The sequence below is a fragment of the Micromonospora fiedleri genome, from assembly GCF_016774385.1.
In the GTDB taxonomy this organism is placed as follows: domain Bacteria; phylum Actinomycetota; class Actinomycetes; order Mycobacteriales; family Micromonosporaceae; genus Micromonospora; species Micromonospora gifhornensis.
Map to the genome: position 1 here is coordinate 26,096 of NZ_JAETXL010000007.1, position 24,955 is coordinate 51,050.

Annotated in this window: 20 protein-coding genes and 1 pseudogene; 6 read left to right on the forward strand and 15 right to left on the reverse strand. The window is 71.8% G+C overall.

The annotated features are described in order from the left end of the window. Positions 1-165: 165 nt before the first annotated feature. From JMF97_RS19895 to JMF97_RS31410, 6 genes and pseudogenes are all read right to left on the reverse strand, one after another. Positions 166-987 carry a prenyltransferase/squalene oxidase repeat-containing protein gene (locus JMF97_RS19895; protein WP_203222930.1) on the reverse strand — a complete coding sequence of 274 codons (822 nt, stop codon included), beginning with the start codon at positions 985-987 and terminating at the stop codon, positions 166-168. A gap of 155 nt (positions 988-1,142) precedes the next feature. Further along, positions 1,143-2,363 carry an adenylyltransferase/sulfurtransferase MoeZ gene (gene moeZ, locus JMF97_RS19900; RefSeq protein ID WP_199180333.1) on the reverse strand — a complete coding sequence of 407 codons (1,221 nt, stop codon included), beginning with the start codon at positions 2,361-2,363 and terminating at the stop codon, positions 1,143-1,145. An 85-nt stretch (positions 2,364-2,448) separates the two neighbouring features. Continuing rightward, entirely contained in the window at positions 2,449-3,141 is a 693-nt protein-coding gene (locus JMF97_RS19905; protein WP_238359738.1) for a DUF3152 domain-containing protein, read from the reverse strand. Between the two features lie 167 nt (positions 3,142-3,308). Next, positions 3,309-4,211 carry a DUF3152 domain-containing protein gene (locus tag JMF97_RS19910; RefSeq protein ID WP_327038682.1) on the reverse strand — a complete coding sequence of 301 codons (903 nt, stop codon included), beginning with the start codon at positions 4,209-4,211 and terminating at the stop codon, positions 3,309-3,311. Between the two features lie 5 nt (positions 4,212-4,216). Next, a complete protein-coding gene (locus JMF97_RS19915) occupies positions 4,217-5,191 on the reverse strand; it encodes an alpha/beta fold hydrolase (protein WP_203222933.1) in 975 nt (324 codons plus the stop codon). A gap of 24 nt (positions 5,192-5,215) precedes the next feature. Further along, positions 5,216-6,610 (reverse strand): annotated as a pseudogene (locus tag JMF97_RS31410) (hypothetical protein); the annotation flags it as partial. A gap of 2,109 nt (positions 6,611-8,719) precedes the next feature. Between JMF97_RS31410 and JMF97_RS19925 the strand changes: the two are divergent. Next, positions 8,720-9,358 carry a TetR/AcrR family transcriptional regulator gene (locus JMF97_RS19925; RefSeq protein WP_013736007.1) on the forward strand — a complete coding sequence of 213 codons (639 nt, stop codon included), beginning with the start codon at positions 8,720-8,722 and terminating at the stop codon, positions 9,356-9,358. 63 nt (positions 9,359-9,421) lie between these two features. Then, positions 9,422-9,649: a DUF3107 domain-containing protein gene (locus JMF97_RS19930; RefSeq protein ID WP_203222934.1), complete on the forward strand. Its 228-nt coding sequence runs from the start codon at positions 9,422-9,424 to the stop codon at positions 9,647-9,649. 3 nt (positions 9,650-9,652) lie between these two features. Here the strand turns inward: JMF97_RS19930 and JMF97_RS19935 are convergent, their stop codons facing one another. Then, positions 9,653-10,060: a ferritin-like fold-containing protein gene (locus JMF97_RS19935; protein ID WP_307817010.1), complete on the reverse strand. Its 408-nt coding sequence runs from the start codon at positions 10,058-10,060 to the stop codon at positions 9,653-9,655. Between the two features lie 408 nt (positions 10,061-10,468). Here JMF97_RS19935 and JMF97_RS19940 point away from each other — a divergent pair, with 408 nt between their 5' ends. The 3 genes from JMF97_RS19940 (at position 10,469) to JMF97_RS19955 (ending at position 14,776) form a co-directional block, all read left to right on the forward strand. Beyond that, positions 10,469-12,214, forward strand: a complete 1,746-nt coding sequence (locus JMF97_RS19940; protein WP_203222936.1) for a DEAD/DEAH box helicase — start codon at positions 10,469-10,471, stop codon at positions 12,212-12,214. 499 nt (positions 12,215-12,713) lie between these two features. After that, on the forward strand, positions 12,714-14,240 hold the full coding sequence (locus JMF97_RS31415) for a methyltransferase (RefSeq protein WP_238359740.1): 1,527 nt from the start codon (positions 12,714-12,716) through the stop codon (positions 14,238-14,240). Between the two features lie 119 nt (positions 14,241-14,359). Beyond that, positions 14,360-14,776, forward strand: a complete 417-nt coding sequence (locus JMF97_RS19955) for a helix-turn-helix domain-containing protein (RefSeq protein ID WP_043721987.1) — start codon at positions 14,360-14,362, stop codon at positions 14,774-14,776. Between the two features lie 36 nt (positions 14,777-14,812). Here JMF97_RS19955 and JMF97_RS19960 read toward each other — a convergent pair whose 3' ends face one another. Together JMF97_RS19960 and JMF97_RS19965 are read right to left on the reverse strand one after the other, a co-directional pair. Beyond that, positions 14,813-15,814, reverse strand: a complete 1,002-nt coding sequence (locus JMF97_RS19960; protein WP_203222937.1) for a DUF8832 domain-containing protein — start codon at positions 15,812-15,814, stop codon at positions 14,813-14,815. Between the two features lie 236 nt (positions 15,815-16,050). Beyond that, a complete protein-coding gene (locus JMF97_RS19965) occupies positions 16,051-18,192 on the reverse strand; it encodes a RecQ family ATP-dependent DNA helicase (RefSeq protein ID WP_203222938.1) in 2,142 nt (713 codons plus the stop codon). Positions 18,193-18,281: 89 nt separating this feature from the next. Between JMF97_RS19965 and JMF97_RS19970 the strand changes: the two genes are divergently transcribed. Continuing rightward, positions 18,282-19,076, forward strand: a complete 795-nt coding sequence (locus JMF97_RS19970; protein ID WP_203222939.1) for a hypothetical protein — start codon at positions 18,282-18,284, stop codon at positions 19,074-19,076. Positions 19,077-19,194: 118 nt separating this feature from the next. Here the strand turns inward: JMF97_RS19970 and JMF97_RS19975 are convergent, their stop codons facing one another. The 6 genes from JMF97_RS19975 to JMF97_RS20000 all read right to left on the reverse strand — a co-directional run bounded on the left by JMF97_RS19975 (position 19,195) and on the right by JMF97_RS20000 (position 24,762). Next, positions 19,195-19,941, reverse strand: a complete 747-nt coding sequence (locus tag JMF97_RS19975) for an SDR family NAD(P)-dependent oxidoreductase (protein ID WP_203222940.1) — start codon at positions 19,939-19,941, stop codon at positions 19,195-19,197. Between the two features lie 79 nt (positions 19,942-20,020). After that, on the reverse strand, positions 20,021-21,139 hold the full coding sequence (locus tag JMF97_RS19980) for a branched-chain amino acid ABC transporter permease (RefSeq protein ID WP_203222941.1): 1,119 nt from the start codon (positions 21,137-21,139) through the stop codon (positions 20,021-20,023). Then, a complete protein-coding gene (locus JMF97_RS19985; RefSeq protein ID WP_013736018.1) occupies positions 21,136-22,026 on the reverse strand; it encodes a branched-chain amino acid ABC transporter permease in 891 nt (296 codons plus the stop codon). The genes JMF97_RS19980 and JMF97_RS19985 overlap by 4 nt, the downstream gene beginning before the upstream one ends. After that, the gene (locus tag JMF97_RS19990; RefSeq protein ID WP_203222942.1) at positions 22,026-22,805 is read right to left on the reverse strand and encodes an ABC transporter ATP-binding protein; all 780 of its coding nucleotides are present in this window, start codon (positions 22,803-22,805) and stop codon (positions 22,026-22,028) included. Before JMF97_RS19990 ends, JMF97_RS19985 begins: the two co-directional genes overlap by 1 nt. Then, positions 22,805-23,548 (reverse strand): ABC transporter ATP-binding protein, encoded by a 744-nt coding sequence (locus JMF97_RS19995; RefSeq protein WP_203222943.1) that lies wholly within the window; start codon positions 23,546-23,548, stop codon positions 22,805-22,807. Before JMF97_RS19995 ends, JMF97_RS19990 begins: the two co-directional genes overlap by 1 nt. Positions 23,549-23,556: 8 nt before the next feature. Beyond that, positions 23,557-24,762, reverse strand: a complete 1,206-nt coding sequence (locus tag JMF97_RS20000; protein WP_203222944.1) for a substrate-binding domain-containing protein — start codon at positions 24,760-24,762, stop codon at positions 23,557-23,559. Between the last annotated feature and the right edge of the window lie 193 nt (positions 24,763-24,955).

Here is a 24,955-nt window from a genome sequence, read left to right on the forward strand (position 1 = left end):
CAACCCCTCGCGATCTTGCACTTTTGGTCGCCAGTTCGCCCCCCTTTTGAGGTTTTTGTCGCGACACAAAGTGCAAGATCGACGGGCGCGGCGGGCGGCGCGGGCGGTGGCGCGGGCGGTGGGATCACGCGAGGGTGGGCGGGGACGACGAGGGTGGGGGTGGGGTCAGCGGAAGGCGCGGATTACGGCGAGGGTGGTGTGTACGTCGAACTGGTGGCCGTCGTCGCTGGTCCAGCCGCCGTCGGAGCGCTGCGTCTCGGTCAGCCGGCGGCGGGCGGCGACCATGGTCCACTCCTGCTCGTCGACGCCGACGCGGCGTAGCGTCGAGGCGAGCCAGGCGGCGTCGGCGGGTGTGGACTGCGGGAGGCGCTCGGCGAGCACCGCCTTGATCCGCGCGGACTCGTAGAACAGTTGCTGGCGGTGCAGTACCGCGGCGGTGAGCCAGCCGGTGGCCAGGAACGACGGCCAACTGCCGTCGGGGTTGAGGTGTGCGGCGAGCGCCTGGCCGGCGGCGTGCACCACGCCGGCGTACGCCCCGCCGACCCGGTGGTCAAGCGGCCCGGCGGCGCGGGCGTCCAGCCCGGCCACGGTGAGCCAGAAGGCCGCGTTGGCGGTGAGGTAGAGCCGTGCCTCGGGATCACCTGGTCGGGCCCACTCGGGGGCGACGTCGGCGAGCGCCTCGTCCTCCTCCCAGCAGCCGTCCCGCCGTTGGGCGGCGGCCAGCCAGTCCAGGGCTCGGCGGGCGGCCGGACGGCTCAGCGCGCCGAGGTCGTCCAGTTCGGCGAGGCGGAAGCAGGTGGCGTCGACCGAGGCGATCTCGTCGCCCCAGGAGGCCGGCCAGCCGCCGCCGAGGGTCTGCCCGACCTCGGCGCTGTCGAGCGTCTCGGGGGATGGCGGCGCGCCCGTGCGCAACCAGGAGAGGCGGGCACGCTCCACCGCGTCTCCGTGTGCCACCACGAATCCGATCGCGGCGTCGATGTCGACCACGGCGGTCAGGCTACCGGCGCGTACCTGATCTCGCCTCGGTGAATCGGGCAGCCGACACCAGCCCGACGGCAGGTGTGAGCAGGGCGTTGCGGCTGATGTTAAGAAGGGGCCCCTCCTCTACCGGAGGCGTTAAGAAGGGGCCCTTCCTTACACCCTCAGTAAGCCGGGAGGGAGGGGTCGATCTGCTTGATCCAGGAGAGCACGCCGCCCTGCACGTGCACGGCGTCGCGGAAGCCGGCCGCCTTGAGCGCGGCCAGCGCCTCGGCGGAGCGGACGCCGGACTTGCAGTGCAGCACGACCTGCTTGTCCTGCGGCAGCTTGGCCAGCGCCTCCCCGGAGAGGATCTCGCCCTTGGGGATCAGCGTGGCGCCGGGGATGCGGACGATCTCGTACTCGGCCGGCTCCCGTACGTCGACCAGGAAGATGTCCTTACCGGCGTCCTGCCACTCCTTCAGCTCGGCGGCGGTGATGGTGGAGTCGACCGCCGCTTCCTGGGCCTCGACCGACACCGCGCCGCAGAAGTCCTCGTAGTCCTCCATCAGGTCGGTCAGGGTCGCGTTCTCGCCGCAGAGCACGCAGTTCGGGTCCTTGCGCACCTTGATCTTGCGGTAGCTCATCTCCAGGGCGTCGTAGACCATCAGCCGGCCGACCAGCGGCTCACCGACACCGGCGAGCAGCTTGATCGCCTCGTTGACCTGGATCGAGCCGATCGAGGCGCAGAGCACACCGAGCACGCCACCCTCGGCGCAGGAGGGCACCATGCCGGGCGGCGGGGGCTCCGGGTAGAGGCAGCGGTAGCAGGGGCCGTGCTCGGCCCAGAACACCGAGGCCTGGCCGTCGAACCGGTAGATCGACCCCCAGACGTACGGCTTGCCGAGCAGCACCGCCGCGTCGTTGACCATGTACCGGGTGGCGAAGTTGTCCGTACCGTCGACGATCAGGTCGTACTGGGCGAAGATCTCGCGGACGTTGTCCCGGTCCAGCGCGGTGTTGTGGATCTCCACGTTGACCAGCGGGTTGATCTCGCGGATGCTCGCCGCGGCGGACTCGGCCTTGGACCGGCCGATGTCGGAGACGCCGTGGATGATCTGCCGCTGGAGGTTCGACTCGTCGACGGTGTCGAAGTCGATGATGCCCAGGGTGCCGACCCCGGCGGCGGCAAGGTACATCAGGGCGGGGGAACCGAGGCCACCTGCGCCGACACAGAGCACCCGGGCGTTCTTCAACCGCTTCTGGCCGGTCACCCCGACGTCGGGAATGATCAGGTGACGGGAGTAGCGGCGGATCTCGTCAACGGTCAGCTCGGCGGCGGGTTCGACGAGCGGGGGCAACGACACGGTGAACTCCCCGGAATCGATGGTGGGCAACCGGGCCATTGTTGCTCGCCGACGTGGCCGTCGGCCATGAGCGGGGACACGTCGCCCGGCATACGGGAGCGGGAATAACGAACCGTCGGGCGGGTCACGGGACCAGGTCGCCGGCGTACCGCTGGCCGTCGAGGTAGGGCCAGGCGTTGGCCAGGCACCCCACCAGACCGTACGTCTGCTGTTGCATGACCGGCGCCGGGTGACCCGGGCCCGGGCACTGCTCGTGCCACTGACCGAACTCGTGCCCGACCTCGTGGTTGATCACGTAGGCCCGGTAGACCTCCAGCGGCGCCCCGTAGTCCGGCACCGCCTCCAGCCAGCGCGCCAGGTTGATGATCACCTTGCCGGGCAGCCGGCACGAGGTGTAGCCCTCGGTGCTCAGGCCGCCCTCGGCGCACATCACCTCCGAGGTCACCGGGGTGGCCAGGTAGACGGTGAAGTCGGCACGGTCGAGTTCGGCGACCCGCTGCACCCGCAGGTCGCCCGACCCGATCCAGCTACGCGGGTCGGAGAGCACCGCGTCGACGTCGGCCGCGAATCCGGCCGCATCCTGCCCGGTCTCCTGTTCGACGGCCACCCGGTAGCGGGCGACCGGCCCGTCCACCCCGTACACCGGTGAGTCTTCGCCGGCCACCAGGAACTGCCCGGCACCGGCGGTCGGGTACGCGCTCGGCGGCGGACCCTGCTCCAGCACACCCTGCACGGCTCGACCGCGGCCCTCCGAATCCCGCGCCGCCCGGTCACCGGCCTGCGCCAGCCCCACCGTGACGGCGACCGCGAGCAGCATCAGGCCGAGGGGCAAAGCGAGGTCACGAGGCCGAATAGGCCGGTGGTCCGACGGTCGAGGCGAGCCCGCCGGACGCCCATCAAGGGGTGAAGAGGGCATGACCTCATCGTCGCACCCATATCGGGCCTAACTCCGCATAATCGACAGCTGTCAGCTCCGCCGCCCGGTCACAGCGGCGGCCCGGCATAGCGCCGGCCGTCGAGGTACGGCCAGGGATTCGCGACGCACCCCTTGAGGAAGAGGGTCTGCTGCATCATCACCGGCGCGGGCTTACCCGGCCCCGGGCAGCGCTCGTGCCGGTTGCCCAACTGGTGCCCGACCTCGTGGTTGATCACGTACGTCCGGTAGACCGACAGTGGCACCTTCGCCTCGACGAAGTGCGGCACGGACCGCCGCCACCGTTCCAAGTTGATGATCACCTTTCCGGGTGCCCGGCAGGAGGTGTAGGGCCGTCCGCCGATCCGGATGTCGACCCCGCCGGCCGCGCACATCCGGCCCGCCGTCGCCGCCGTGGCCAGGTACACGGTGAAGTCGTACCGGGACGACGTCTCCACCTGGCGCAACCGCAGCCGCCCACTGTCGACCCAACTGCCCGGCCCGGTCAGCGCCACCTGCACCGCCCGCCCGAACTCCGCCGGGTCGACGCCCGCCCCGGACTCCACCGCCACCCGGTACCGCTGAAGCCCACCGGCCCTGCCCAGCACCGGACCGGTCCGCTCGTCGTGGTCGAAGCGGCCCCGCCCGCCCGACGGCACCCGACCGGGCTGCTGCAACACCGGTGCCGTGGGCGACGGTGTGACCACCGGCGGCGCGGACGACGGGGACGACTGCGGCTCCGCGGGCGGTACGACCGCCGCCACCGGCGGCGGGACCGCCTGCACCTCGTCGGCATCGGCCGCACCCGGCAGCCAACCCGTGCCCCCGGCCACCAGCATCACCCCGGCGCTGACCGCCACCAGCACGGACAGCCGGGCAGCGAGCTTGGGTCGATGGCTGGCACCCTGCCCCGACCAACTCGCGCGACGGGCGTGTCGGCCCGGTTGCCGACGGTGGCTACGAGGGATGACCATCCCGGTCATCCTGCCAGGTCGGCCCGGTTCCTCGCGTCCCCCGTCTCGGTGAGCAGCCCGACCACGGCCCGCGCCACCAGGCGCGGCACCTCCAGCTGTGCCACGTGGCCGACACCGTCGAGCATCAACAGTCGACTGTCCGGGATCATCCGCGCGGTCTGCGGCGCCACCCGGACGTCGACCAACCGGTCCCGGCGGCCACCGACGACAAGGGTCGGCGCCTGCACCGACCGGGCCAGCCGCCACAACGAGTCCGACCCCGGCAGGTACGACCGCAGGAAGCTGTAGACCAACCCACGAAACGTACGCACGTAGGCCGCTGCGTGGTGCTCCGCCTGATAGCGCACCCGGATCTCCTCCAGCGCCTCCTGCCGACGCTGATCACTGATCCGGCTGAGGTCGGCCACGCACGCCTCCATCACCTGCCGCGCCATCACCTCCGGTGCCATCTGGCCCAGCCGCCAGGCGACCAGCCGCTCGCCCCGGGGGACGGCCAGCACGGGGAGCATCCGGCCCTGCAACGATTGGCGGAAGTCGAGGAACGGCAGGGCGGGCGAGACCAGGGTCAACGTACGGACCAGATCCGGTCGCAGCGCGGCGACCCGGACCGAGATGGCCCCGCCCAGCGAGTTGCCGAACAGGTGCACCGGCCCTCGGTCGGAGTGCTCGATCCAGCGGATCACCCGCTGCGCGAAGACCGGCACGGTGTAGCGCCGGCCCGGCTCGCTGCGCCCGAAGCCGGGCAGGTCGATCGCCTGGCCGTCGAGCCGGTCGGCGAGCAGGCCGGCCAGGTCGGTCCAGTTCTGCGAGGAGCCACCCAGCCCGTGCACGTACAACGCCGGTTCCGCGTCCGGCCGGGTGGCCGGGGTGTCGCGCACGTAGGTGACGGTGCCGTCGAGCCGTACCTGCCGGCCGGGCCAGGGCGGCGGAACCGAGTGGGCGGGCAGCAGCCGGTCGGGCGAGAGGATGGCGGGTTTCACCGTTCCAGTCTGCCCGCGTACCGCTCAGGCCAGCAGGGCCTCCAGCCGACGATTGACCGCAGCCAGTGTGGCGCGTACCACCGCCTGCCGGGGGTCACCGGCGACCAGCGCCGAGCCGGCGAGCTGCTCGACCCACCCGTCACAGACCAGCAGCACCACGACGGTGGCCACCTCACAGTTGCCGAACGGCACCACGGCGGCGTGCTCGACGAAGCACCGTCCCCGCTCGGCGGTACCACCGGCACCCCGCAGCAACTCGTCGATCGACGCCGCGGCGGCGACCGCGCAGAGCCGCAGCACGTAACCGTCCACGGCAGGACCGGTGGCGTACCCGGCGGCGCTCTGCTCTCCGGCGATCAGCCGGACCTCGACGGTGGCGTCGAGCCCGAAGGTGCTCACCTGCACGTGGTCCAGCACGACCCGGGGCCCGGGTCGACCGCCGGTGTCCAACGGCCGTGACGGCGCGGACTCGGTGGTGGTCAGTTGCCCGCCGGAGTACGACGAGCCGAGCGTCGCCGGGCTTCCCGTCGGGCCGGTCTCCTCCACGGTGGCCCGGCCACGTGGCGGTGCGGGTGCCGGACGGCGACGCCGGAACTGCTCCGTCGCCGGTTCGGTCCGGGCCGCCACGGTCTCCGCACGGGCACCCGCCGGCCGGTTGGTCGGACGCCGAGGCTCGCCGGTCGACCGGCCCTCGCCGTCACCACCCCGGTTGTCGGCGGAACGACGCCGCACCGGTGCGGCCGGCACCCCCGGCATGCCCTGCGGCGCGGCGGCCAGCCCCATCCGCTCCTGGAGCAGACGGGCGACCTGCCGACTCACCTCGGCCGGGTCGGCACCGTCGGCGAGGTCGAGGCGCAGGCTGTGGGCACCCGCCGGGGTACGGCGCAACAACGCATCGCGTACGCCCTCGACACCCCGGACAGCATCGATGATCGCGTCGACGTCGAACCCCTCGGGCCGCTCACGCAGCGGTGCCGGCTCGTCGTCGCGGCGCAGGTGGGTGGCGATCCGGGCGAGTTCCGGCGTTTCGGCAGGTGGCTCCACAGCAGGCGGCTCCGGCACGACGGGCACATCCGGCTCGGCGGGGACGCGCTGCGGCAACACCGCCGACGTGCGGTCCGGCGACCGGCCGTTGCCTGGTTCCGCCGGCGGTACGGGTTCAGGCGCGGACCGACGTGCCGCGTAGGGCGCCGCGTTCGGCACACCGCTCGCAGCACGCGTCTGCTCGTGGCGTCCGATCCCGCCCGCGCCGGCACTGGCCAGCGAATCGGCCGCGCCCGCTGCCGTCGTCGGGTCGACGGGTGCCGAACGATTCGGCGTCCGCTCACTGGACACCGGACCGAGCCGGAACGGTCGATGGGCGGACAGGTCGCTCGCCCGCTGGGCATCCGAGCCAGCATCGGGATCAGAGGCGTGCCTGGCATCGACCGGCCTGGTCTCTCCAGCCGGTCTGGGCTCTCCAGCCTGCCTGGCCTCCGCAGCTGGCCTGGACTCTCCAGTTGGCCTGGCCTCCGCAGCCTGTCTGAGCTCGGCGGACGGCCCGACGTCGGCGAGCCGCCTGGCATCGGCGGACGATCTGACATTGACGAGCCGCCTGCCATCGGTTGCCGACCTGACATCGGCGGCCGATGTGACGTCAGCGGACGGCGTGGCATCGACGGACGGCCTTGCATCGGCGGCCGACGTGGCATCGACGGGCGGCCGGAAATCAGCGGGTGGCCGGGCGTCGGCCGCCGGCCAGGGCTCGGGGGCGGGCGGCCATGGTTCTGCGGCGGGCCAGGACTCCGCAGCGGGCCACGGTTCTGGGGCGGGTCTGGGTTCCCCGGCGGGTCTGGGTTCCGGGGCGGAGGCGGCCGAGTGGGGCTCGGGTGCGCCCTCCCAGGAGGTCGACGCACTGGCCGGCGGGGCGCTGGCCGGGCCGAGGGCCCAGGGCAGCCGCTCATCCGTCGGCGGTGGGGCGACCCGGGAACCCCAGGGCAGACCCTCGTCGGCCGGCGCAGCGCTGACCGGACGCGCCCATGCGGGACGTTCCTCCGGCTCGACGCTCGGACCCGCTGCCGAGCGGTCGTCAGCCGGACGGGAAGCCCACGTCGGCCGTCCCAGTGCCGGTGGGGTGCTGGTCGGCGCCACCGCAGTATCCGGCCGGTCCGACCCACCCTGCTCGGCCCAACCTGGCTGGCTCTGCTCGGCCCAGCTGGGCTGGCTCTGCTCGGCCCAGGCGGGGCCCTGTTCAGGTCGATCGGGCGGAGACTGCTGCGCGCCCGCTTCCGGCCGCTGACCGGAAGCGAACCCGGGCACCTCTTCCGGCCGTTGACCGGAAGCGAAGCCGGCCACCTCGTACGGTCGGGGCTGCTCCACGCGTACTGCCTCGTAGGGGCGGGTCGGTTCGGCGCGCACCGGCTCGTACGGCCGATTCGGCTCGTGGGCCCAGGTCGGGCCGGATGCCTCACGCGAACGTCGACCGGACGGGTCGCCCTCGCCGCGCGCCCAGGCCGGCGCCCAGTCGCTGGCCGGACCTCGGCGTGCCCAGTCGGGCTGCGCGGCCTCGGCCGGTGACGGCTCCGTCGGCCAGGACCCGCCGGTTTCGCTGGGTGACTGGTCGCCGGTGCCCGGGGCGACGGGGTCGGCGGACGCCCACCGGGGATCGGCACTCGACGCGGACCCGAGGTGCTCGTCCCAGCCGCGCGAGGGACGGCTCGGTTCGTCCGCACCGCGCTCGGCGGTCGGCGCGTGCAGACCGGGCGGCATCTCGAAGCCCGACGCGGCGGTACCGACCGGCGGCACCTGTGCGGCCGGCGGCGCAGAGGTCGGCAGGCCGCCGGTCGGCGGCGCAGAGATCGGTACGCCGCTCATCGGCGGCGCGGAAGCAGGCACGACTCCAGCCGGCGGCGCGGAGGTCGGCAGGCTGCCGGCCGGCGGCGCAGAAGTCGGCAGGCTGCCGGCCGGCGGCGCGGGGCGCTCACTGGCCGGTACGGGACGCGGTGCCGGCAGGACGAGGCGTTCGTGAGCGGGATCGTGTCCGGAATCACGTGACCCGGGCGGGGCGCTCACTGGAGCGTGCCAGTCGGCCGAAGGATCATCTGAACCGTGGTGCACGCCGTTGACCTGCTGACCGTTGACCCGCTCCGAGTGCTGCGGCTGCGTCGGCTCGCCTGCGGGGGCCGGAAGGTCGGCATAGCGTGACGACGCAGTGGACCACCCGGTCGGCGGCGGAATCACCCGCCAGCGTTCCCCGGTCTCCTGGGAGGCCTCCGCGTTCCAGGACCAGTCACCGGTCGGTGGAGCCCACCCGTTGCCGGAACGGACCAGGTCATCCCGCTGACCCGTACCGTCGCCGTGTTCTCCCGGGGTGGCGGCACCGGGCTGTCCTGCTTCACTCACCGCGCGCTCCTTGGTCGCCCCCGCTGAGGCTACCGTGTGGCGACAGTGGCGATAAGTTACAGCGGCGGGCCAATTCCGCAAGGGGCCACCCAGGCCCCGGCCGGTTTGGGGGAAATGCCGGCCCGTACAACATTCTCGGAGGTTCCCATGACCGCTGTGGGGAACGGCGCCCAGACCGCCGGCCGACCCACGCGCCTGCCTCGTTCGGCGCGCCGCAAGCAGCTGCTCGCCGCAGCTCAGGAGGTGTTCGTCGCGCAGGGCTACCACGCCGCTGCGATGGACGACATCGCCGAGCGGGCGGGAGTCTCCAAGCCGGTGCTGTACCAGCACTTCCCGGGAAAGATGGAGCTGTACCTGGCCCTGCTCGACACGCACTGTGACGCCATCGTCGCCAAGGTGCATGACGCGATGGCCAGCACCACCGACAACAAGGAGCGGGTCGGCGCGTCGGTGCGGGCCTACTTCGACTTCGTCGACCACGAGAGCGAAGCCTTCCGGCTGGTCTTCGAATCCGACCTGCGCAACGACCCGGCCGTACGGCAGCGGGTCGAACGGGTCGAGCAGGGCTGCATCGCGGCGATCACCGACACCATCATCTCCGACACCGGGGTCAGCCGCGCCCACGCCGAGCTGCTCGCCTCCGGCCTGGTCGGTGCCGCCGAGACCGCGGCGCAGTTCTGGCTGGCCGGGGGCCGCCAGGTGCCCAAGGCCGAGGCCGAGGCACTGGTGGCCGCGCTCTCCTGGCGGGGCATCGCCAGCTTCCCGTTGCAAGGTGAGTCAGCCTGAACTACCGCCTTGTGATCGGATAGCCTTCGCAGGGCGGCCATTTCGCCCGACGGAGGAGGCACAGTGGAGGTCAAGATCGGCGTGCAGTACGCGCCGCGCGAGCTGGTCCTGGAGAGCGCGCAGTCGCCGGCCGAGATCGAGCGGATCGTGACCGACGCCGTCGCCAGGGGCGAGGGCACTCTGTCCCTGACCGACGAGAAGGGCCGGCGGGTCATCGTGCCGGTCAGCAAGGTCGCCTACGTGGAGATCGCCGAGGCGTCTCCCCGTGCGGTGGGTTTCACCGTCCGCTGACGGTCAGTTGTTGAGTCCGGCGGCGGCCATCCGCGCGGTGTGCGAGTCGGTCAGCCGCCGGATCAATCCGGCCACGTCCACCTGCTCGCCCTGAGCGATCAAGGCGGTGAGCGCCCCCCGGGTGACGGCGTCGCCGACGTACGCCTTCGTGACCGCTTCGGCGCAGTCGTGCGGCACGGTCAAATCGCGGTACGCCTGCAACGGCTCGACGTACGGTGCCATCGCGTCGTCGGGTCGTACGCCCAGCGCAGTGAGGCGGTCCCCGGGACGCCGGTAGTTCCCGATCCCGGCGGCGGCTATTTCGCTCAACGCGGGCCGGCGCGGCAGATCCAGCGCAAGATGCGCGTCGGCCGCCATTCGTTCGAAGGCGAGCAGTTCACCGAGGGCCACCCGGCCGAGAAGATCGACCACCGCCGAATTGGGCGCGTCGGGACGACACCCGCGCTGGTTACCGCCCACGGGGAGCGCAACGAGACGCCTGACCCAGCGTCGAACTGGTCGACAGACCCCACTACCTGGTGATACACATCACATACAACCCCGCCCGGTGACGCTTGCCGGTTCGGAATCAGGACGGCGTAAGGCCCGTTCAGGTAGCATGGAGGAGTTGCCGTAGGCGCCGATCCGGCCGGAGTCGCAGTCGATCGAGGATGGCTTCCATCCCGAGTGACGGTCGATTCCGAGTCGAAGTCCGACCCACGGCGCGCGTGCGGCCCGGTCCGCTCGGCTTTCTGCCGCCGACCGTGTGGCCCGCGCCAAACCGAACGCGCCCTGAGGACATGACGGGGCGCACCCACGAGAGGGCACCCCCAAATCCATATGAGTGAGCTGACTCAAGACCTCACCGACGGCCAGGAACTGGCCCCGACCGCCCCGGTCCGACCGGAGGCACCGACCTTCGCCGAGCTCGGCGCCCGCGCCGAGACCGTCGAGGCGCTGGCCGCGGCCGGCATCACCCGCGCCTTCGCCATCCAGGAGTACGCGCTGCCGATCGCACTGCGCGGCGCCGACCTGATCGGGCAGGCACCGACGGGCACCGGCAAGACCCTCGGCTTCGGCGTACCGCTGCTGGAGCGGGTCTTCGCGCCCGGCGAGGGCAGCGGCGACGGCCTGCCCCAGGCGCTGGTCGTGGTACCCACCCGCGAGCTGGGCATCCAGGTCGCCAAGGACATCGCGGCCGCCGGCCGCACCCGGGGCGTACGCGTGCTGCCGATCTACGGCGGCGTGGCGTACGAGCCGCAGGTCGAGGCGCTGCGCAAGGGCGTGGAGATCCTCGTCGGCACGCCGGGCCGGCTGCTCGACCTCGCCAAGCAGAAGCACCTGCGCCTCAACGGCATCCGTGCGCTGGTGCTGGACGAGGCCGACCGGATGCTCGACCTGGGCTTCCTCGACGACGTCGAGCGGATCCTGGCGATGCTGCCCGAGGACCGGCAGACCATGCTGTTCTCGGCGACCATGCCCGACCCGATCGTGACGCTGTCCCGGCGATTCCTGCGCCACCCGATCACGATCCACGCCGGGCACACCGCGGAGACCGGCCCGTCCCCGCAGACCGAGCAGCTGGTCTACCGCACCCACTCGATGAACAAGGTCGAGATCGTCGCCCGGATCCTCCAGGCGGAGAGCCGCGGCCTGACGATGATCTTCACGCGGACCAAGCGCGCCGCCGACCGGGTCGCCGAGGATCTCGACTTCCGCGGCTTCGCCGTCGCCGCCGTACACGGTGACCTCGGCCAGGGCGCCCGCGAGCGGGCCCTGCGGGCCTTCCGGGCCGGGAAGATCGACACCCTGGTCGCCACCGACGTCGCGGCCCGGGGCATCGACGTCACCGGCGTCACCCACGTGATCAACTACGACTGCCCGGAAGACCAGGACACCTACACCCACCGCATCGGCCGCACCGGCCGGGCGGGCGCGAGCGGTGTCGCGGTGACCTTCGTCGACTGGGACGACATGCCGCGCTGGCGGATCATCGACAAGACCCTCGGGCTGGACATGCCCGAGCCGCAGGAGACGTACCACACCTCCCCGCACCTCTACACCGACCTGCACATCCCGACCGACGTGACCGGCACCCTGCCGACCGCCGAGCGCACCCGCGCCGGGCTCTCCGCCGAGGTCGAGGAAGACCTGGGCGGCGGACGGTCACGCCGAAGCGAACCGCGCGGCGGACGCCGCGGGGAGCGTGGACGCGGTGAGGGTCGCGACCGTGGCGCAGGTCGCGAACGCGGTGAGGGTCGCGACCGTGGCGCAGGTCGCGAACGCGGTGAGGGTCGCGACCGTGGCGCAGGTCGCACGCGTCAGGACGGCGACAACGACCCGGTGACCACCGAGTCCGCCGACCCGACCGGCGAGGGCAGCACCCGTACCCCCCGCCGTCGCCGTCGCCGCCGCGCCGGCGAGGTCGTCACCGGCACCGACGCCGCCACCACGGCCGCCGACGCGACCACGGAGACCAGCGCCGGCACCGAGAGCGCCACCGGCGAGGCCCCGCGCCCCCGTCGCCGCCGGCGCCGCCGTGGTGTCGCATCCACCGCCGGTACGGCAGCCGAAGCAACCGACTGACCGACCCGTACCCGTCGCCGCACCGCCCTGGCCGGGCGGTGCGGCCTTTTGTCTCTGCCCTCCTGCGACTTGTTCTCCGCCCTCCCGCCACCTCTCCCGCCACGCGACGTGCCGCTGATTCCTTTCCGTCGCGGCTGCGCACCGCGCACCGCGCACCGCGCACCGCGCACCGCGCACCGCGCACCGCGCACCGCGCACCGCGCACCGCGCACCGCGCACCGGCCATCGTGCGCTCACTCCGACTGGCACCTCATCCCCTCCCTGCGGGCAGCCAGCGTCCCTGTCCCGGGCCACTCGCGCGCACGCAGCGCCGCTGTCCCTGACCACCGCGATGATCGTGCTCGATCAGGGATCGAGTGGTGTCGCTCGATCTGCCAGGCCACTCGATCCCTGATCGAGCACGATCTTGAGGTGGCTAGGGCGACCAGGCACGTAGGCCCGAGGCGCGGGCGCGTAGGCCCGAGGCGGGGGGAGGTGGGTCAACAGGGAAGATGGGGTTATGCCCGAACCGTTGGACGCTGCTTTGGCCGAGGTCCGCTCGATGCTGCTCGGTGCCGGGTTGACCCGAGCTGTAGCCGCCGGTCGACGGCGTGGTCAACGTCCTTCGGTGGTCCGGGCGGAACTGCGGCCGGTCGCGCTCAAGGCTGGCTCTCGGTTGCAGATCGTCACTTCCGATGGAGCGCGGCCGTACACCCGCAATGTGTCGCCGGGCCCGGAGTCGGACGTGGCGGTCGAGGCGCTGCTGGCCGAGCCTTTCGGCAACTGGCATGTCGAGACTACGGACCTCACGCTGCAACTGCGGGTCACCAAGTCGGGCGAGGCGCAGGTGCACCGCAAGCGGACGGCACCGCCGGTCCAGGCCAACGGCGAGCAGCCTGCCACCCAGCAACAGGCCGCCATCACGACCCAACACCAGCAGGCCAGCACGACACAGCACCAGCAACAGCCCGGCATGACAGAACGCAAGCAACCGGCCGGGCCGACAGAACGCCACCAGCAACCGGCCGAGGCGACACAGCGCCAGCAACCGGCCGAGGCGACACAGCGCCAGCAACCGGCCGAGGCGACAGAACGCCAACAAGCGACCGGGGCGACAGAACGCCAGCAGCAAGCCGGCAGCACGACGCAGGGCCGGCAACTGGCCGGCACGGGCGAGCGGCAGCGGCAGGCAGCCGGCGTGACGGAGCGCTGGCAGCAGGAATCGGCGTCCCAGCAGCCGGCTGTTGCGGTGCCGGGTGGGCATGACCGGGCCAAGGCGTACCTGCTCGATCCGGGGGATCCGATCTTCGCGGAGATCGGCGGTTCGGCAGCCAAGCGGCGGCAGGTGGACGCCTTCCTGCGGGCGCTGGCTGCCACGTTGCCCGGTGAGCTGACCGGGCCGCTGCGGGTGGTCGACCTTGGCTGCGGCAACGCCTACCTGACCTTCGCCGCGTACCGGTACCTCTCCCAGCGTGGTCTGGACATCGAACTGGTCGGTGTGGACGTACGCGAGGATCAGCGTCGCCGTAACACCGAGTTGGCCGAGCGGCTGGGCTGGGCTGATCGGGTGCGTTTCGTCGCCGGCAGCATCGCCGACGCCGTGGTCGAGCCGGCGCCTGATCTCGTACTCGCGTTGCATGCTTGTGACACCGCCACCGACGAGGCGCTGGCGCGGGCGGTGCGGTGGGGGGCGCGGTGGGTGCTGGCCGCACCGTGTTGCCATCACGACGTGGCGGCGCAGCTCCGGGCCGGTGGGGCGCCGGCGCCGTACGGACTGCTGACCCGGCAGGGCATCCTGCGGGAGCGCTTCGCAGACGTCCTCACCGACGCGCTGCGTGCCGGGCTGCTGCGGCTGTACGGCTACCGGGCCGAGGTGGTCGAGTTCGTCGATTCCGCGCATACTCCGCGTAACCTGCTCATCCGGGCCCGGCGTACGGGTGCCGCCCCGACCCGCGATCAACAGGCGGAATACCGACAGTTGGTCGAACAGTGGCGTGTCGCACCCCGGCTGGAAACCCTACTCCGTCAGGAGCCTGTGGATCGTTAGGCGGGTACGGGTCCCGCCACCGAGACCACTTGGTCGGTCAGTCAATTGTTTCCTGCTTCTCCCGTACTACTCTCGAAGAACGCACCGTCAGGTGCCGGTCGGGAGGGAAGACCCACCGGATGGGTTCGGCAGAAATATCGCCACAGATGGCGTTTGCGCGCTTCGTGCGCCGGGCTATCGACGACGCTCGCGAGGAACGTGGGTGGACCGTCACGGACCTGGCCGCGCACACCGGAGTCGGTCGTTCCACCGTCTTTCGCTGGCTGGCCGGCGACTGGCAGGACTACCCGGAACTGGCCAAGGTACGCGGCTTCTGCGCCGCCTTGGACCTGCCGGTCGCGGCAGCCTTCCGCGCGCTCGGCCTGCCCGACACCGGCTCGGGGCCGGTGCGACTGGGCAGCGAGGGCCCGGTCGAGGCGGACGTCCGGGTGATCCTTCAGCGGCTGGCGGATCCGACCGTGCCGGCCGAGGAGAAGCACCACATCCGTGACCTGCTGCGCTACCTCGCCCGCCGCCCGATCCGCCGCGCCGGGTAGCGAGCCCGGCCAGGAGCCGTCCCCCTGTCCTGCGGGTCAGCGCACCAGCACGGTGAACTCGGCGGTGCGCACCACACCGCCGGTGGCGAAGTCCAGGTAGAGGCGGTAACGCCCCGGCCCGGGCGTGGTCAGCCAGAACTGGATCGCACCGTCCACAAGCTCCGGTTCCGGGTGTACGTGCAGGTAGCCGAGGTCACCCTCACGCAGCGCGACCAGGTGGCCGAACGTCCCGAGGTAATGCTCCAGGGTCGGGCTGCTGCCGTCCGCGTCGGTGACCCGGAAGCTCACCGGCACGGTGAGGCCGGGCTCCGGGCTGCCCTGGTAACCCACGGTCAACCCGTCGACGGTGGTGCTGGGCGCAGGCTCGGGAAGGGCGCGTGGCGCGTACGCCCCGGGTGCGACCAGGTCCACACCGAGGGTCGTCGCGGTCTGCCGGCCGTCGTCGGCGAGGGCCGTGAAGTCGGCGTACGCCCGCCAGATGCCCGGCTGCGGCAGGGTCAGCGGCACCGACCAGGTGCCGTCGGCCGCCATGGTCGGGTGCAGGTGCTGGTAGCCGCTCAGGTCACGGCGTACCACGATCACGTGCATCGGCTTGTCGTGCACCACCGCGAACCGGGTCACCGGTCGACGTTGCCCGTCCTGGATGCGGAACCGCAGCTCACCGCCCTGCCCAGCGGTGAATTCAGCGGACAGCGGTACGAGGGTGTAGCCGGCTCGGCTGACCGCCAGACCACCGGCCTCGGTAGCCTCCGCCTGCCCCGCTTCGTGCGAGTGGGCACCGGTTCCCGGCGCGTGGGTGTGACCGGTCAACGCGCTGTCCAGCGGCCCGCTCGCCGCCACCGATCCGCCACTGTTGATCCGACCGAGCCCGAACCCGAGCAGTACGGCCAGCACCAGACCACCGACCACCAGCGCCAGCCGGACGGTCCCCCCATCGGGCCCCGCCGCAGTCAGGTCACCGTCACCGACCGCCACCGCAGCCTCCGGCAGATCCCCCTGCTCAGCCCGCTTCTCGTCCCCCCGCACCGACCCGAGCACGCACTTTCTCCCTCCCGCTCCCCACCCACCGTAACCACCAACCCCCACCCCCTCCCCCACGCCCCCACCCCGCCCACCCCACCCACTCGCGCGATCTTGCACTTTTGGTCGCCAAGACACCACCTATGCCCGATATGCCCCGACCAAAAGTGCAAGATCGCGGGGGCGGGCAGGGCAGGGCGCGGGGCGGGAAGGGCGGGGGCGCGGGAGGGGAGGGGATGGGAGGGGAGGGAGGGTTACGCGGTGAGGGCTAGGGCTAGGGGGAGGATGGCGGGGGCAGAGGCTCGACGGAGTTCGCGGGTGGCCATGGTGAGGGTCCAGCCGGTTTCGACCAGGTCGTCGACGAGCAGGACCGGGCCGGTCAGGGCGGCCAGGGCGGCGGCGAGTGGGTCGGGCACGGTGAGGGTGCCGTGCAGGGCGCGTACCCGCTGGGCGCTGTTTCCGCGTGGGGTGCCGGACGGGCCGGTGAGGAGCACCCGGCCCAGCAGCGGGATACGTCCGACGGCGGCGATTCGCTGCGCCAGCGAGTCGATCAGGATGGGATGGCTGGTCGAGTCGACGGTGACCACCCCGACCGGGCGGCTGGGCCACGGGTCGTCGCCGTGCGCCCACGCCTTGAGCACCTCGATGACGGCGGCGGCCACGTCGTCGGGCACCGGCCCGTCCGGGGTGCCGGGCCCGACCAGGCCGCGCAGCCGGTCACCCCACCCGAGGTCGGAGAGCCGGCCCACGGCCCGACCGGGCAGCGCCTGCTCCGCCGGGGCGATCCGCCCCTTGAGGGGTACGCCGACCGCCTCCAGCCCGGTCGGCCAGAGCTTCTTCGGCGCGATCGGCACACCGGGTCGGCCGAGGAAGGTCTGTGCGGCGGTCAGCGCCGTGGGTGACACGTCGGGCGTGAACAGGGGTTCGGCGCACCGGTCGCACCGGCCGCAGTCGGTGGCCCCGGCGTCGTCCAGGCATTCGCGCAGGTAACGCATCCGGCAACTGGTCGTCGAGGCGTACTCCAGCATGGCCTGTTGCTCGGCGGAGCGGGCGGTGGCGACGCGGCGCAACCGGTCGGTGTCGTAGGCCCAGGGTTCGCCGGTGGCGAGCCAGCCGCCGCGGACCCGGCGGACGGCACCGTCGACGTCGAGCACCTTGAGCATCATCTCCAGGCGGGCCCGACGCAGGTCGACCAGCGGTTCCAGGGCCTGGGTGGAGAGCGGCCGGTCGGTGTGCAGGGCGGCGAGCACCGCGCGGACCTGATCCTCGGGCGGGAAGGCGAGCGAGGCGAAGTACCGCCAGATGGCCACGTCCTCGACGCCGGGCAGCAGCAGCACCTCGGCGTGTTCGACGGCCCGGCCGGCCCGGCCGACCTGCTGGTAGTAGGCGATCGGCGAGGGTGGGGCACCCAGGTGCACCACGAACCCGAGGTCCGGCTTGTCGAAGCCCATGCCGAGGGCGCTGGTCGCCACCAGCGCCTTGATCTTGTTGTCGAGCAGGTCCTGTTCGGCGGCGCGGCGGTCGGTGTCCTCCGCCTGCCCGGTGTACGCCGCCACCGACCAGCCGCGGGTCCGCAGGAACTCGGCGGTCTCCGTTGCCGAGGCCACGGTCAACGTGTAGATGATGCCGGAGCCCGGCAGCCGGTCCAGGTGGTCGGCGAGCCAGCCGAGCCGGTGCGCCGGGGTGGGCAGGTCGAGTACGCCCAGCCGCAGCGACTCGCGGTCCAGGCTGCCCCGCAGCACCAGCACCTCGGGCCCCTGCGCGGCAAGCTCGGTGCCGAGTTGCTCGGCCACGTCCCGGGTCACCCGGGCGTTGGCGGTGGCCGTGGTGGCCAGCACCGGCGTGTGTGTTGGCAAATTGCCCAGGAAGGTACGCAGCCGGCGGTAGTCCGGCCGGAAGTCGTGCCCCCAGTCGGAGACGCAGTGTGCCTCGTCGACCACCAGCAGGCCGGTGGTGGCGGCGAGCTTCGGCAGCACACCGTCGCGGAAGTCCGGATTGTTCAGCCGTTCCGGGCTGATCAGCAGCACGTCCACCGTACCGGCGTGGATCTCCGTGGTGATCGCGTCCCACTCGTCGAGGTTCGCGGAGTTGATGGTGCGGGCCCGGATGCCGGCGCGGGCGGCGGCCTCGACCTGGTTACGCATGAGCGCCAGCAGCGGCGAGACGATCACCGTCGGCCCGGCCGGGTCGGGCTGGTCGCGCAGCAGGGCGGTGGCCACGAAGTAGACGGCCGACTTGCCCCAGCCCGTACGTTGCACGCAGAGCACCCGCCGCCGGTCGACCACCAGCGCCTCGATCGCCCTCCACTGGTCCTCGCGGAGCCGGGCGTGGCTGCCGGCCAATCGCCGCAGCACCTCCTCGGCGCGTTCCCGGACGATGCTGCGTTCCTGGCTCATCCGGCCTTTCTACCAGCGCCGAAGGATCACCGGCAGCGCGGCCGCAACTGCTGGCATACGATGCCGTTCGATCAGTGAGAGAGGACGAGATGACACAGCGAACCGGCATCACCGTCACGGGCCGGCGGATCGCGGTCACCGCGGTGGCCCTGCTCACCGCCGCTCTGGTGGCCGGCTGCGACGACGAGACGCCGCAGGCGGCTCCGCCGCCACCGGACCCGAAGCAGGAGTTGCTGGCGGCGGTGCCGACCGACGAGGACCCCGCCTTCCGCTTCACCACCAGCGACACCTCCGGCGACGTGTCAGGTGTGATCGACCCGGTGAACCAGGGCATGGACATCGACACCGTCACCAAGGACAAGGATTTCACCCTGGAGATGTCCTTCCGGATGGTCGACTCGCGGACCTGGATGAAGGTCAACTTCAAGGGTTCGAAGGACATCCAGAAGCTGATGAAGCTGCCCACCAAGTGGATGGAGATGGACCCGGCGAAGCTCGACGGGCCGGACACGCTGCCCACGTACCAGGGCACCGACCCCGGCAACGCCGAGGTGATCATTCGCGCCGCCAGCGACGTGCAGGCCGGCGAGGCCGGGTCGTACACCGGAGTGATCGACCCGTCCGTCCAGCCGGACCTGGCGGACGCCCTGGAGGGGATCGCCACGCTCGGCGACGCCGCCGAGCCGATCCCGTTCACCGCCGTCGTCGGCGCGGACGGCAACCTCACCTCGCTCACCCTGAAGATCCCCGCCGCCGGCAAGAAGAAGGCGAGCGAGTACGTGGTCGAGTACTACGACTTCGGCACCACTCCCCCGATCACCGCCCTCACCCCCGACAAGGCCCAGAAAGCCCCCACCTCCGCCTACGACCTCCTCAACGGCTGACCCCGGGCGCGAAGTTGATCAAGAGGTTTGCGTCTCCAGGCCCCCGAACCAGACGCAAACCTCTTGATCAACGCGGGCCCGGGGGTCAGAGCGGGGTCAGGGGGAAGGCGCGCGGGGGTTAGCGGCCTAGGACTGAGCCGCCGTTGACGCCGAGGATCTGGGCGGTGACGAAGCTGGCGGCGGGGCTGGCGAGGTAGCGGACGGATTCGGCGATGTCGTCGGGGGTGCCGGCTCGGCCGACGAGGGTCGCGGCGACCCGCTTGGCGTGGCCCTCGGGGGTCATCCGGCCGACGAAGAACTCGGTCTCCGCGACGTAGCCGGGGCTGACCACGTTGACCGTGATCTGCTCGGGCCCGAGTTCGGTCGCGAGACTGTACGCCCAGCCGTGCAGTGCCGCCTTCGCCGCCGAGTACGCGTCACCTCCGCCCCGTTGGGCGGCGATCGAGCTGATCAGGATCACCCGCCCGCCGGGACGACGCAGCGCCGGTCGCAGCGCCGCGGTGAGCAGCACGGCGGTGAGCACGTTGGTGTCCAGGGTCGCCCGCCAGTTCGCGGCGATCCCGGCCAGCGTGTCGTTCTGCGCGCTGTGGAAGCCGCCGGCGTTGTTGACCAGCACGTCGACCGGCCGTCCGTCGACCGCCTCGACCACCCGGCCGATCTGCTCGTGGTCGGTGAGGTCGACACTTACCGCGCGTACCGCCTCCGGTCGGCCGGTCTCCGCCCCGATCCGTTCGGCCGTCGCCGCGAGCACCTCCGCCCGCCGGCCGAGGATCAGCACCGAGCACCCGTCGGCGACGAGCGTCCGCGCCACGGCCGCCCCGATTCCCGTACCACCGCCGCTGACCACTGCCAACCGCTCGTCCACGCCACGCTCCCCCGCGTCCTGGTTCTCCCTGGATCACGAGGCTAGCGGGCGGCGCGGTGTGCCGCCCGCCAGCCCGTGGTCAGCTCTCCCGACGCGGGCCGAGACGCAGGGCGTTGCGCAGCAGGGCGAGTCGGGGGGCGAGGCTGGCCAGGCCACCGGGGAAGAAGTAGACGGCCAGGATGAAGACGGTGCCGAGGACGAAGAGGGGCTGGGACAGCGGGCGGCTGAGGAAGGCCGGTAGCGCGTCGATGGCCCCCGAACTGCCCACCGAGATCAACCGGTGGTCCAGGTACATGTAGAGGATGCCGCCCAGTACCGGGCCCCAGCGGGTGCCGGGGCCGCCGAGCACCACCATCACCAGCAGCGACAGGGTCAGCTCACTGCTGGTGATGTGCGGCGAGGCGCCGCCGACGATCAGGCAGTAGACCACCCCGCCCGCCGCCGCGAGACCACCGGCCAGGGTGAAGGCGACCAGCTTGAAACGGTACGGATCGAGCCCGAGCACGCCGATGCGCCGCTCGTCGTCGCGTACTCCGGCCAGCACCCGCCCGGTCGGCGAGTTGCTGACCCGGTGCACCACGAAGACCACCACGACCAGGTACGCCAACGCCAGCCAGTACAGGTTGACCGTGTTGGCCACCCCGACCAGCCCGGCCGGCACCCCGGTCACGTCCAGCGGCAGCCCTTCCTCACCACCGGTGAGCCCACCGAAGTCGCGGGCCACCAGGATCGCCCCGACCTGGGCGAAGGCCAACGTCACCATGGCGAAGGCGATGCCGACCGTACGCAGGGCAACCGCACCGACCAGACCGGCGAGGATGATCCCGCCGACGATCGCCAGCGGCGCGGCCTGCCAGAGCGGCAGCCCGACCCGGGTGATCAGGATGTCGGTGCCGTACACCCCGGCGGCGAAGTAGAGGGCGTGCCCGAAGGAGAGCATCCCGGTCCGCCCGAACAGCAGGTCGTAGCCGGCCGCCAGACCACCGAAGACCAGGCAGACGGCGAGCAGTTGCAGGGTGCCGGGCGAGTTCAGCGCGCCCTCGAAGATGCCCGGCAGGTGCAGCGTCGAGTACGGCAGGATCAGCGCCACGGCCAGTACGACCAGGGGCAGGAACGGGCGCAGCCGGGACCAGCCGGCCGACTCCGACGGCACCGCCGCCGCAGGTGCCGTGACCTCGGGACTCTTGACCTCGGTCATGCCGTTGCCACCTTTCCGGCGATGCCCTGCGGGCGCAGCAGCAGCACCACGGCCAGCAGCGCGACCACGCAGATGTCGCCCAGCCCGGAGGTGCCGTAGTAGTTGACGAACTGTTGCAGCAGCCCGACCGCGACCGCCGCGTACGCGGACCCGACGACCGAACCCATGCCGCCGATGACCACCACGATGAACGCGAAGATCAGCAGCGAGCCGCCCTGCTGGGGTGAGACGGTGCCGAAGTAGACGCTGCCCAGCGCGCCGGCCAGCGCCGCCGCCGCGCCACCGATGGCGAAGACCAGGGTGAACGCCTTGCGGACGTCGATGCCCAGCGCGGTCACCATCTCCCGGTTCTCCACCCCGGCCCGGATGATCAGGCCGTAGCGGGTCCACTGGAGGAAGGCCAGGATCGCGGCGAGCACCAGCACCGCAGCGACAATCAGCAGCAACCCCCCGTTGGGTACCTGTGCACCGAGGATCGTCGTCACCTGCCGGGTCCACTCCGGACGGGGGAACGGCCGGGCGTCGGCACCCCAGGTGGCCTGCAACAACGCCACCCCGGCCAGGGAGAGGCCGACGGTGACCAGCACCTGCTCGATGGTGCGGGAGTAGAGCGGCCGGATCAGCACCAGTTCGACCAGCACCGCCATCAGCGTGCCGGCGGCCACCCCGAAGGCGACCGCGACCACGAAACCGAAGCCGTCGGAACCGGCGCCGGGCAGGTTCCCCGCCGCCCACCAGGTCGCGTACGCCCCGACGCCGAGGAACAGCCCGTGCGCGAAGTTGAGCACGTCGGCCAGGCCGAAGACCAGTGACAGGCCGGAGGCCACCAGGAAGTAGAGCGCCGCCAGACCGAGCCCGGTCAGCGTCAACAGGATGACCGCGTCCATCAGTGCCCGTCCTTCCGTCCGGTGCCGGGCGTGGCGTGCTGACTGCCGGGCGCGGCGTGGTGGCCCTCGGCCGAGCCGACGCCGAGCAGTGACCGGGTCAGTTCGGTCTCCGCCAGCAGCCGCTGGGCGTCGCCGGTCCAGGCCACCTGGCCGGCGGCCAGCACCACCGCGTCGCGGGCCAGTCGCCGGACCACGGCCAGGTTCTGCTCCACCAGCAGCACCGGCACGGATTCGGCGACCCGCGCCAACACCTCGGCCACCTCGGTCACCACCTTCGGCGCCAACCCCTTGGTCGGCTCGTCGACCAGCAGCAGCCGGTTGTCGTTGATCAGCACCCGGCCGATGGCGAGCATCTGCTGCTGCCCACCGGAGAGCGAACCGGCCCGCTGCCGGGACCGTCGCTGCAACTCGGGAAAGAGCGCGAAGACCCGGTCGTACGCCGGGGTGCTGCCGCGCCGCTCGGCGAGCCGCAGGTTTTCCGCGACGGTGAGTCCGGCGAAGACGCACCGGTCCTCCGGCACGTAGCCGAGCCCGCCGCGCACCAGCCGGTGTGTCGGTTGGCCGAGCAGCGTCGCCGACTGCATCCGGACGGTGCCGCGTACCTCGCCGTTGCGGGGGGTCAGCCCGACAAGGGCGCGCAGCGTGGTGGTCTTGCCGACGCCGTTGCGGCCGAGCAGCACGGTGACCCCGGTCGGCGCGACCGTGAACGACACCCCTTGCAGGATGTGCAGTCCGGCGATCCGTACCGACAGGTCCTGCACTGACAAGATCGGCTCCATCAGAGCTCCTCCCCCAGATAGGCCTCTTGCACCGTCGGGTTGGCCATCACCGTCTCCGGGGTGTCGCAGGCCAGCAGGGCGCCGTGGTGCATCACGGCGATCCGGTCGGCCAGTTCGAGGATCACGTCCATGTGGTGCTCGACCATCAGCACCGACCGACCGCTGTCGCCGGTCAACGAGCGGATGACCTGGACCAGTTCCGGTACGTCCTCGGCGCTGACCCCGGCCATCGGCTCGTCGAGCAGCATCACCCGTGGTTCGCCGGCCAGCAGCAGCGCGATCTCCAGCTTGCGCTTCTCGCCGTGCGCGAGGGTGCCGGCCAACGCCGTACCCCGGTGGGCGAGGCCGACCCGGTCCAGCGCCGCGTCGGCGGCGGCGGCCACCTCCCGGTCGGCCGCCGCCCGCCGCCACAGCTTCATCGAGCCCCCGCGGTGTGCCTGCACGGCGAGCCGGACGTTCTCCCGCACGCTCAGCGAGCCGAAGACCGAGGACGCCTGGAAGGTACGCCCCAGGCCGAGCCGGGCCCGTCGGTGCGGCGGCAGGGTGGAGATGTCCTGCCCGTCCAGGGTGACCTGGCCCTCGGTGGGCCGACGCAGGCCGGTGATCAGGTTGAACAGTGAGGTCTTGCCGGCGCCGTTGGGCCCGATCACGCCGAGGAACTCCCCGGGTGCCAGGTCGATGTCGACGGCGTCGACGATGGCGACCTCACCGATCCGCCAGGTCAGACCGCGGGTGGCGAGCATGACGTACCTCAGCCCTTCATCGCCTGGACCGGCGGCGCGGCCTCGTCACCGGTGAGCGCCTTCTGGGCGGTGGCGGTGAAGGCGTCGCCGCTGCCGGTCAGGCTCGCCTGGTACATCGGCTGGAGCAGAGCGTGGTCCTCGGCGCGGATGGTCATGGTGCCCTTCACGCCCTCGAAGCTCCAGCCCTCCAGCGCGGTGATCATCTTCTCGACGTCGTCGCCGCCCTCCTGCACGGCCCGCACCACCATCTGGGCGGCGGCGAAGCCGTCCGGGTGGAACAGGTCGAGGGTGCCACCGGGGATCTTCGCCTTCGCGGCCTTGGCCGCCTCGGTGTCGCTGGCCCCGTCGAAGTAGTGCGACAGGAAGGAGATCTTGGTACCGGCCGCGCCGAAGGTGGGCCAGGAGGCCCGGATGTCCAGGCCGGTGACGACCGTGGTGGAGCTGAGTACGCCCTGCTGGTCCAGCGTCTGCCACATCGCCGGGGCGGTGGTGCCGGCCCAGGCGACGAAGATCAGGTCCGGCTTGGCGGACTTGATCTGGCTGGCGAACGGGGTGAACTCGGTGGCGCTGGCCGGCGCCCGAACCGCGCTGACGGTCGCCCCGGCGCCCCCGATCACGGCCTTGACCGCCGCCTCGTTGGCGTCACCGAAGGCGCCATCCTGGGCGAACACCACGACCTTCTTGCCGGTCGGGTCACCGATGAACGACTTGGCGGTCACCACGTCCTGGTACGACTGCCGGCCGGAGCGGAACGTGTACTTGTTCGCGCCGGTCACCGCGTCGGTGGCGGCCGGGCCGGAGATGAACAGCACCTTGTTCTGGGCGGCGATCGGGGCGACCTGAAGCGCCACACCGGACGCCGTCGAGCCAGCGATGATCTTGTTGCCCTTGCCGATCAGGTCCTTGGCCGCGGAGACCGCCTTCGCCGGGTCACCGGCGTCGTCGACCTCGGTGATCTCGATCGCCCGGTCGCCGACCTTGTTGGTGCCGCCGGTGGCGAAATCCAGACCGGCCCGGAACCCTTCGATGTACTGCTTTCCGTAACTGGCCAGCGCACCCGACTGGGAGTAGACCAGGCCAACCTTCACCGGCGCGGCGCTGTCGCCACCGCCGTTGGCGGTGTCCTGCGGGCTGCCACAGGCCGTGGCGACCATCGTCGCGGCCATCATCGTTGCGGCGGACAGGAACACCCGCCGTGTCGTCCGGACCGTCATTGCGACTCCACGTGAGGACTCAGAGGGAGGGAAACCTTATGTGTCGGCTCACGCTAGAAGTGACGTCACCCACGGGCTATGTGGCGGAAGCACACAAGTAGCCAGAGGTGGGTGGCTTCCGGTTACAGCGATGACGATGAGGCGGTGACGAGCCGGCCAAGCTATGGCCCGAGATCCCACGGCCAGCAGCGAT

Coding starts and splice junctions, on each gene's coding strand:
- moeZ (WP_199180333.1), bottom strand. CDS start 2,363: ATGGCCCGGTTGCCCACCATCGATTCCGGGGAGTTCACCGTGTCGTTG.
- JMF97_RS19905 (WP_238359738.1), bottom strand. CDS start 3,141: ATGCTGCTCGCGGTCGCCGTCACGGTGGGGCTGGCGCAGGCCGGTGAC.
- JMF97_RS19910 (WP_327038682.1), bottom strand. CDS start 4,211: ATGGTCATCCCTCGTAGCCACCGTCGGCAACCGGGCCGACACGCCCGT.
- JMF97_RS19925 (WP_013736007.1), top strand. CDS start 8,720: ATGACCGCTGTGGGGAACGGCGCCCAGACCGCCGGCCGACCCACGCGC.
- JMF97_RS19940 (WP_203222936.1), top strand. CDS start 10,469: ATGAGTGAGCTGACTCAAGACCTCACCGACGGCCAGGAACTGGCCCCG.
- JMF97_RS31415 (WP_238359740.1), top strand. CDS start 12,714: ATGCCCGAACCGTTGGACGCTGCTTTGGCCGAGGTCCGCTCGATGCTG.
- JMF97_RS19955 (WP_043721987.1), top strand. CDS start 14,360: ATGGGTTCGGCAGAAATATCGCCACAGATGGCGTTTGCGCGCTTCGTG.
- JMF97_RS19965 (WP_203222938.1), bottom strand. CDS start 18,192: ATGAGCCAGGAACGCAGCATCGTCCGGGAACGCGCCGAGGAGGTGCTG.
- JMF97_RS19970 (WP_203222939.1), top strand. CDS start 18,282: ATGACACAGCGAACCGGCATCACCGTCACGGGCCGGCGGATCGCGGTC.
- JMF97_RS19980 (WP_203222941.1), bottom strand. CDS start 21,139: ATGACCGAGGTCAAGAGTCCCGAGGTCACGGCACCTGCGGCGGCGGTG.
- JMF97_RS19985 (WP_013736018.1), bottom strand. CDS start 22,026: ATGGACGCGGTCATCCTGTTGACGCTGACCGGGCTCGGTCTGGCGGCG.
- JMF97_RS19990 (WP_203222942.1), bottom strand. CDS start 22,805: ATGGAGCCGATCTTGTCAGTGCAGGACCTGTCGGTACGGATCGCCGGA.
- JMF97_RS19995 (WP_203222943.1), bottom strand. CDS start 23,548: ATGCTCGCCACCCGCGGTCTGACCTGGCGGATCGGTGAGGTCGCCATC.
- JMF97_RS20000 (WP_203222944.1), bottom strand. CDS start 24,762: ATGACGGTCCGGACGACACGGCGGGTGTTCCTGTCCGCCGCAACGATG.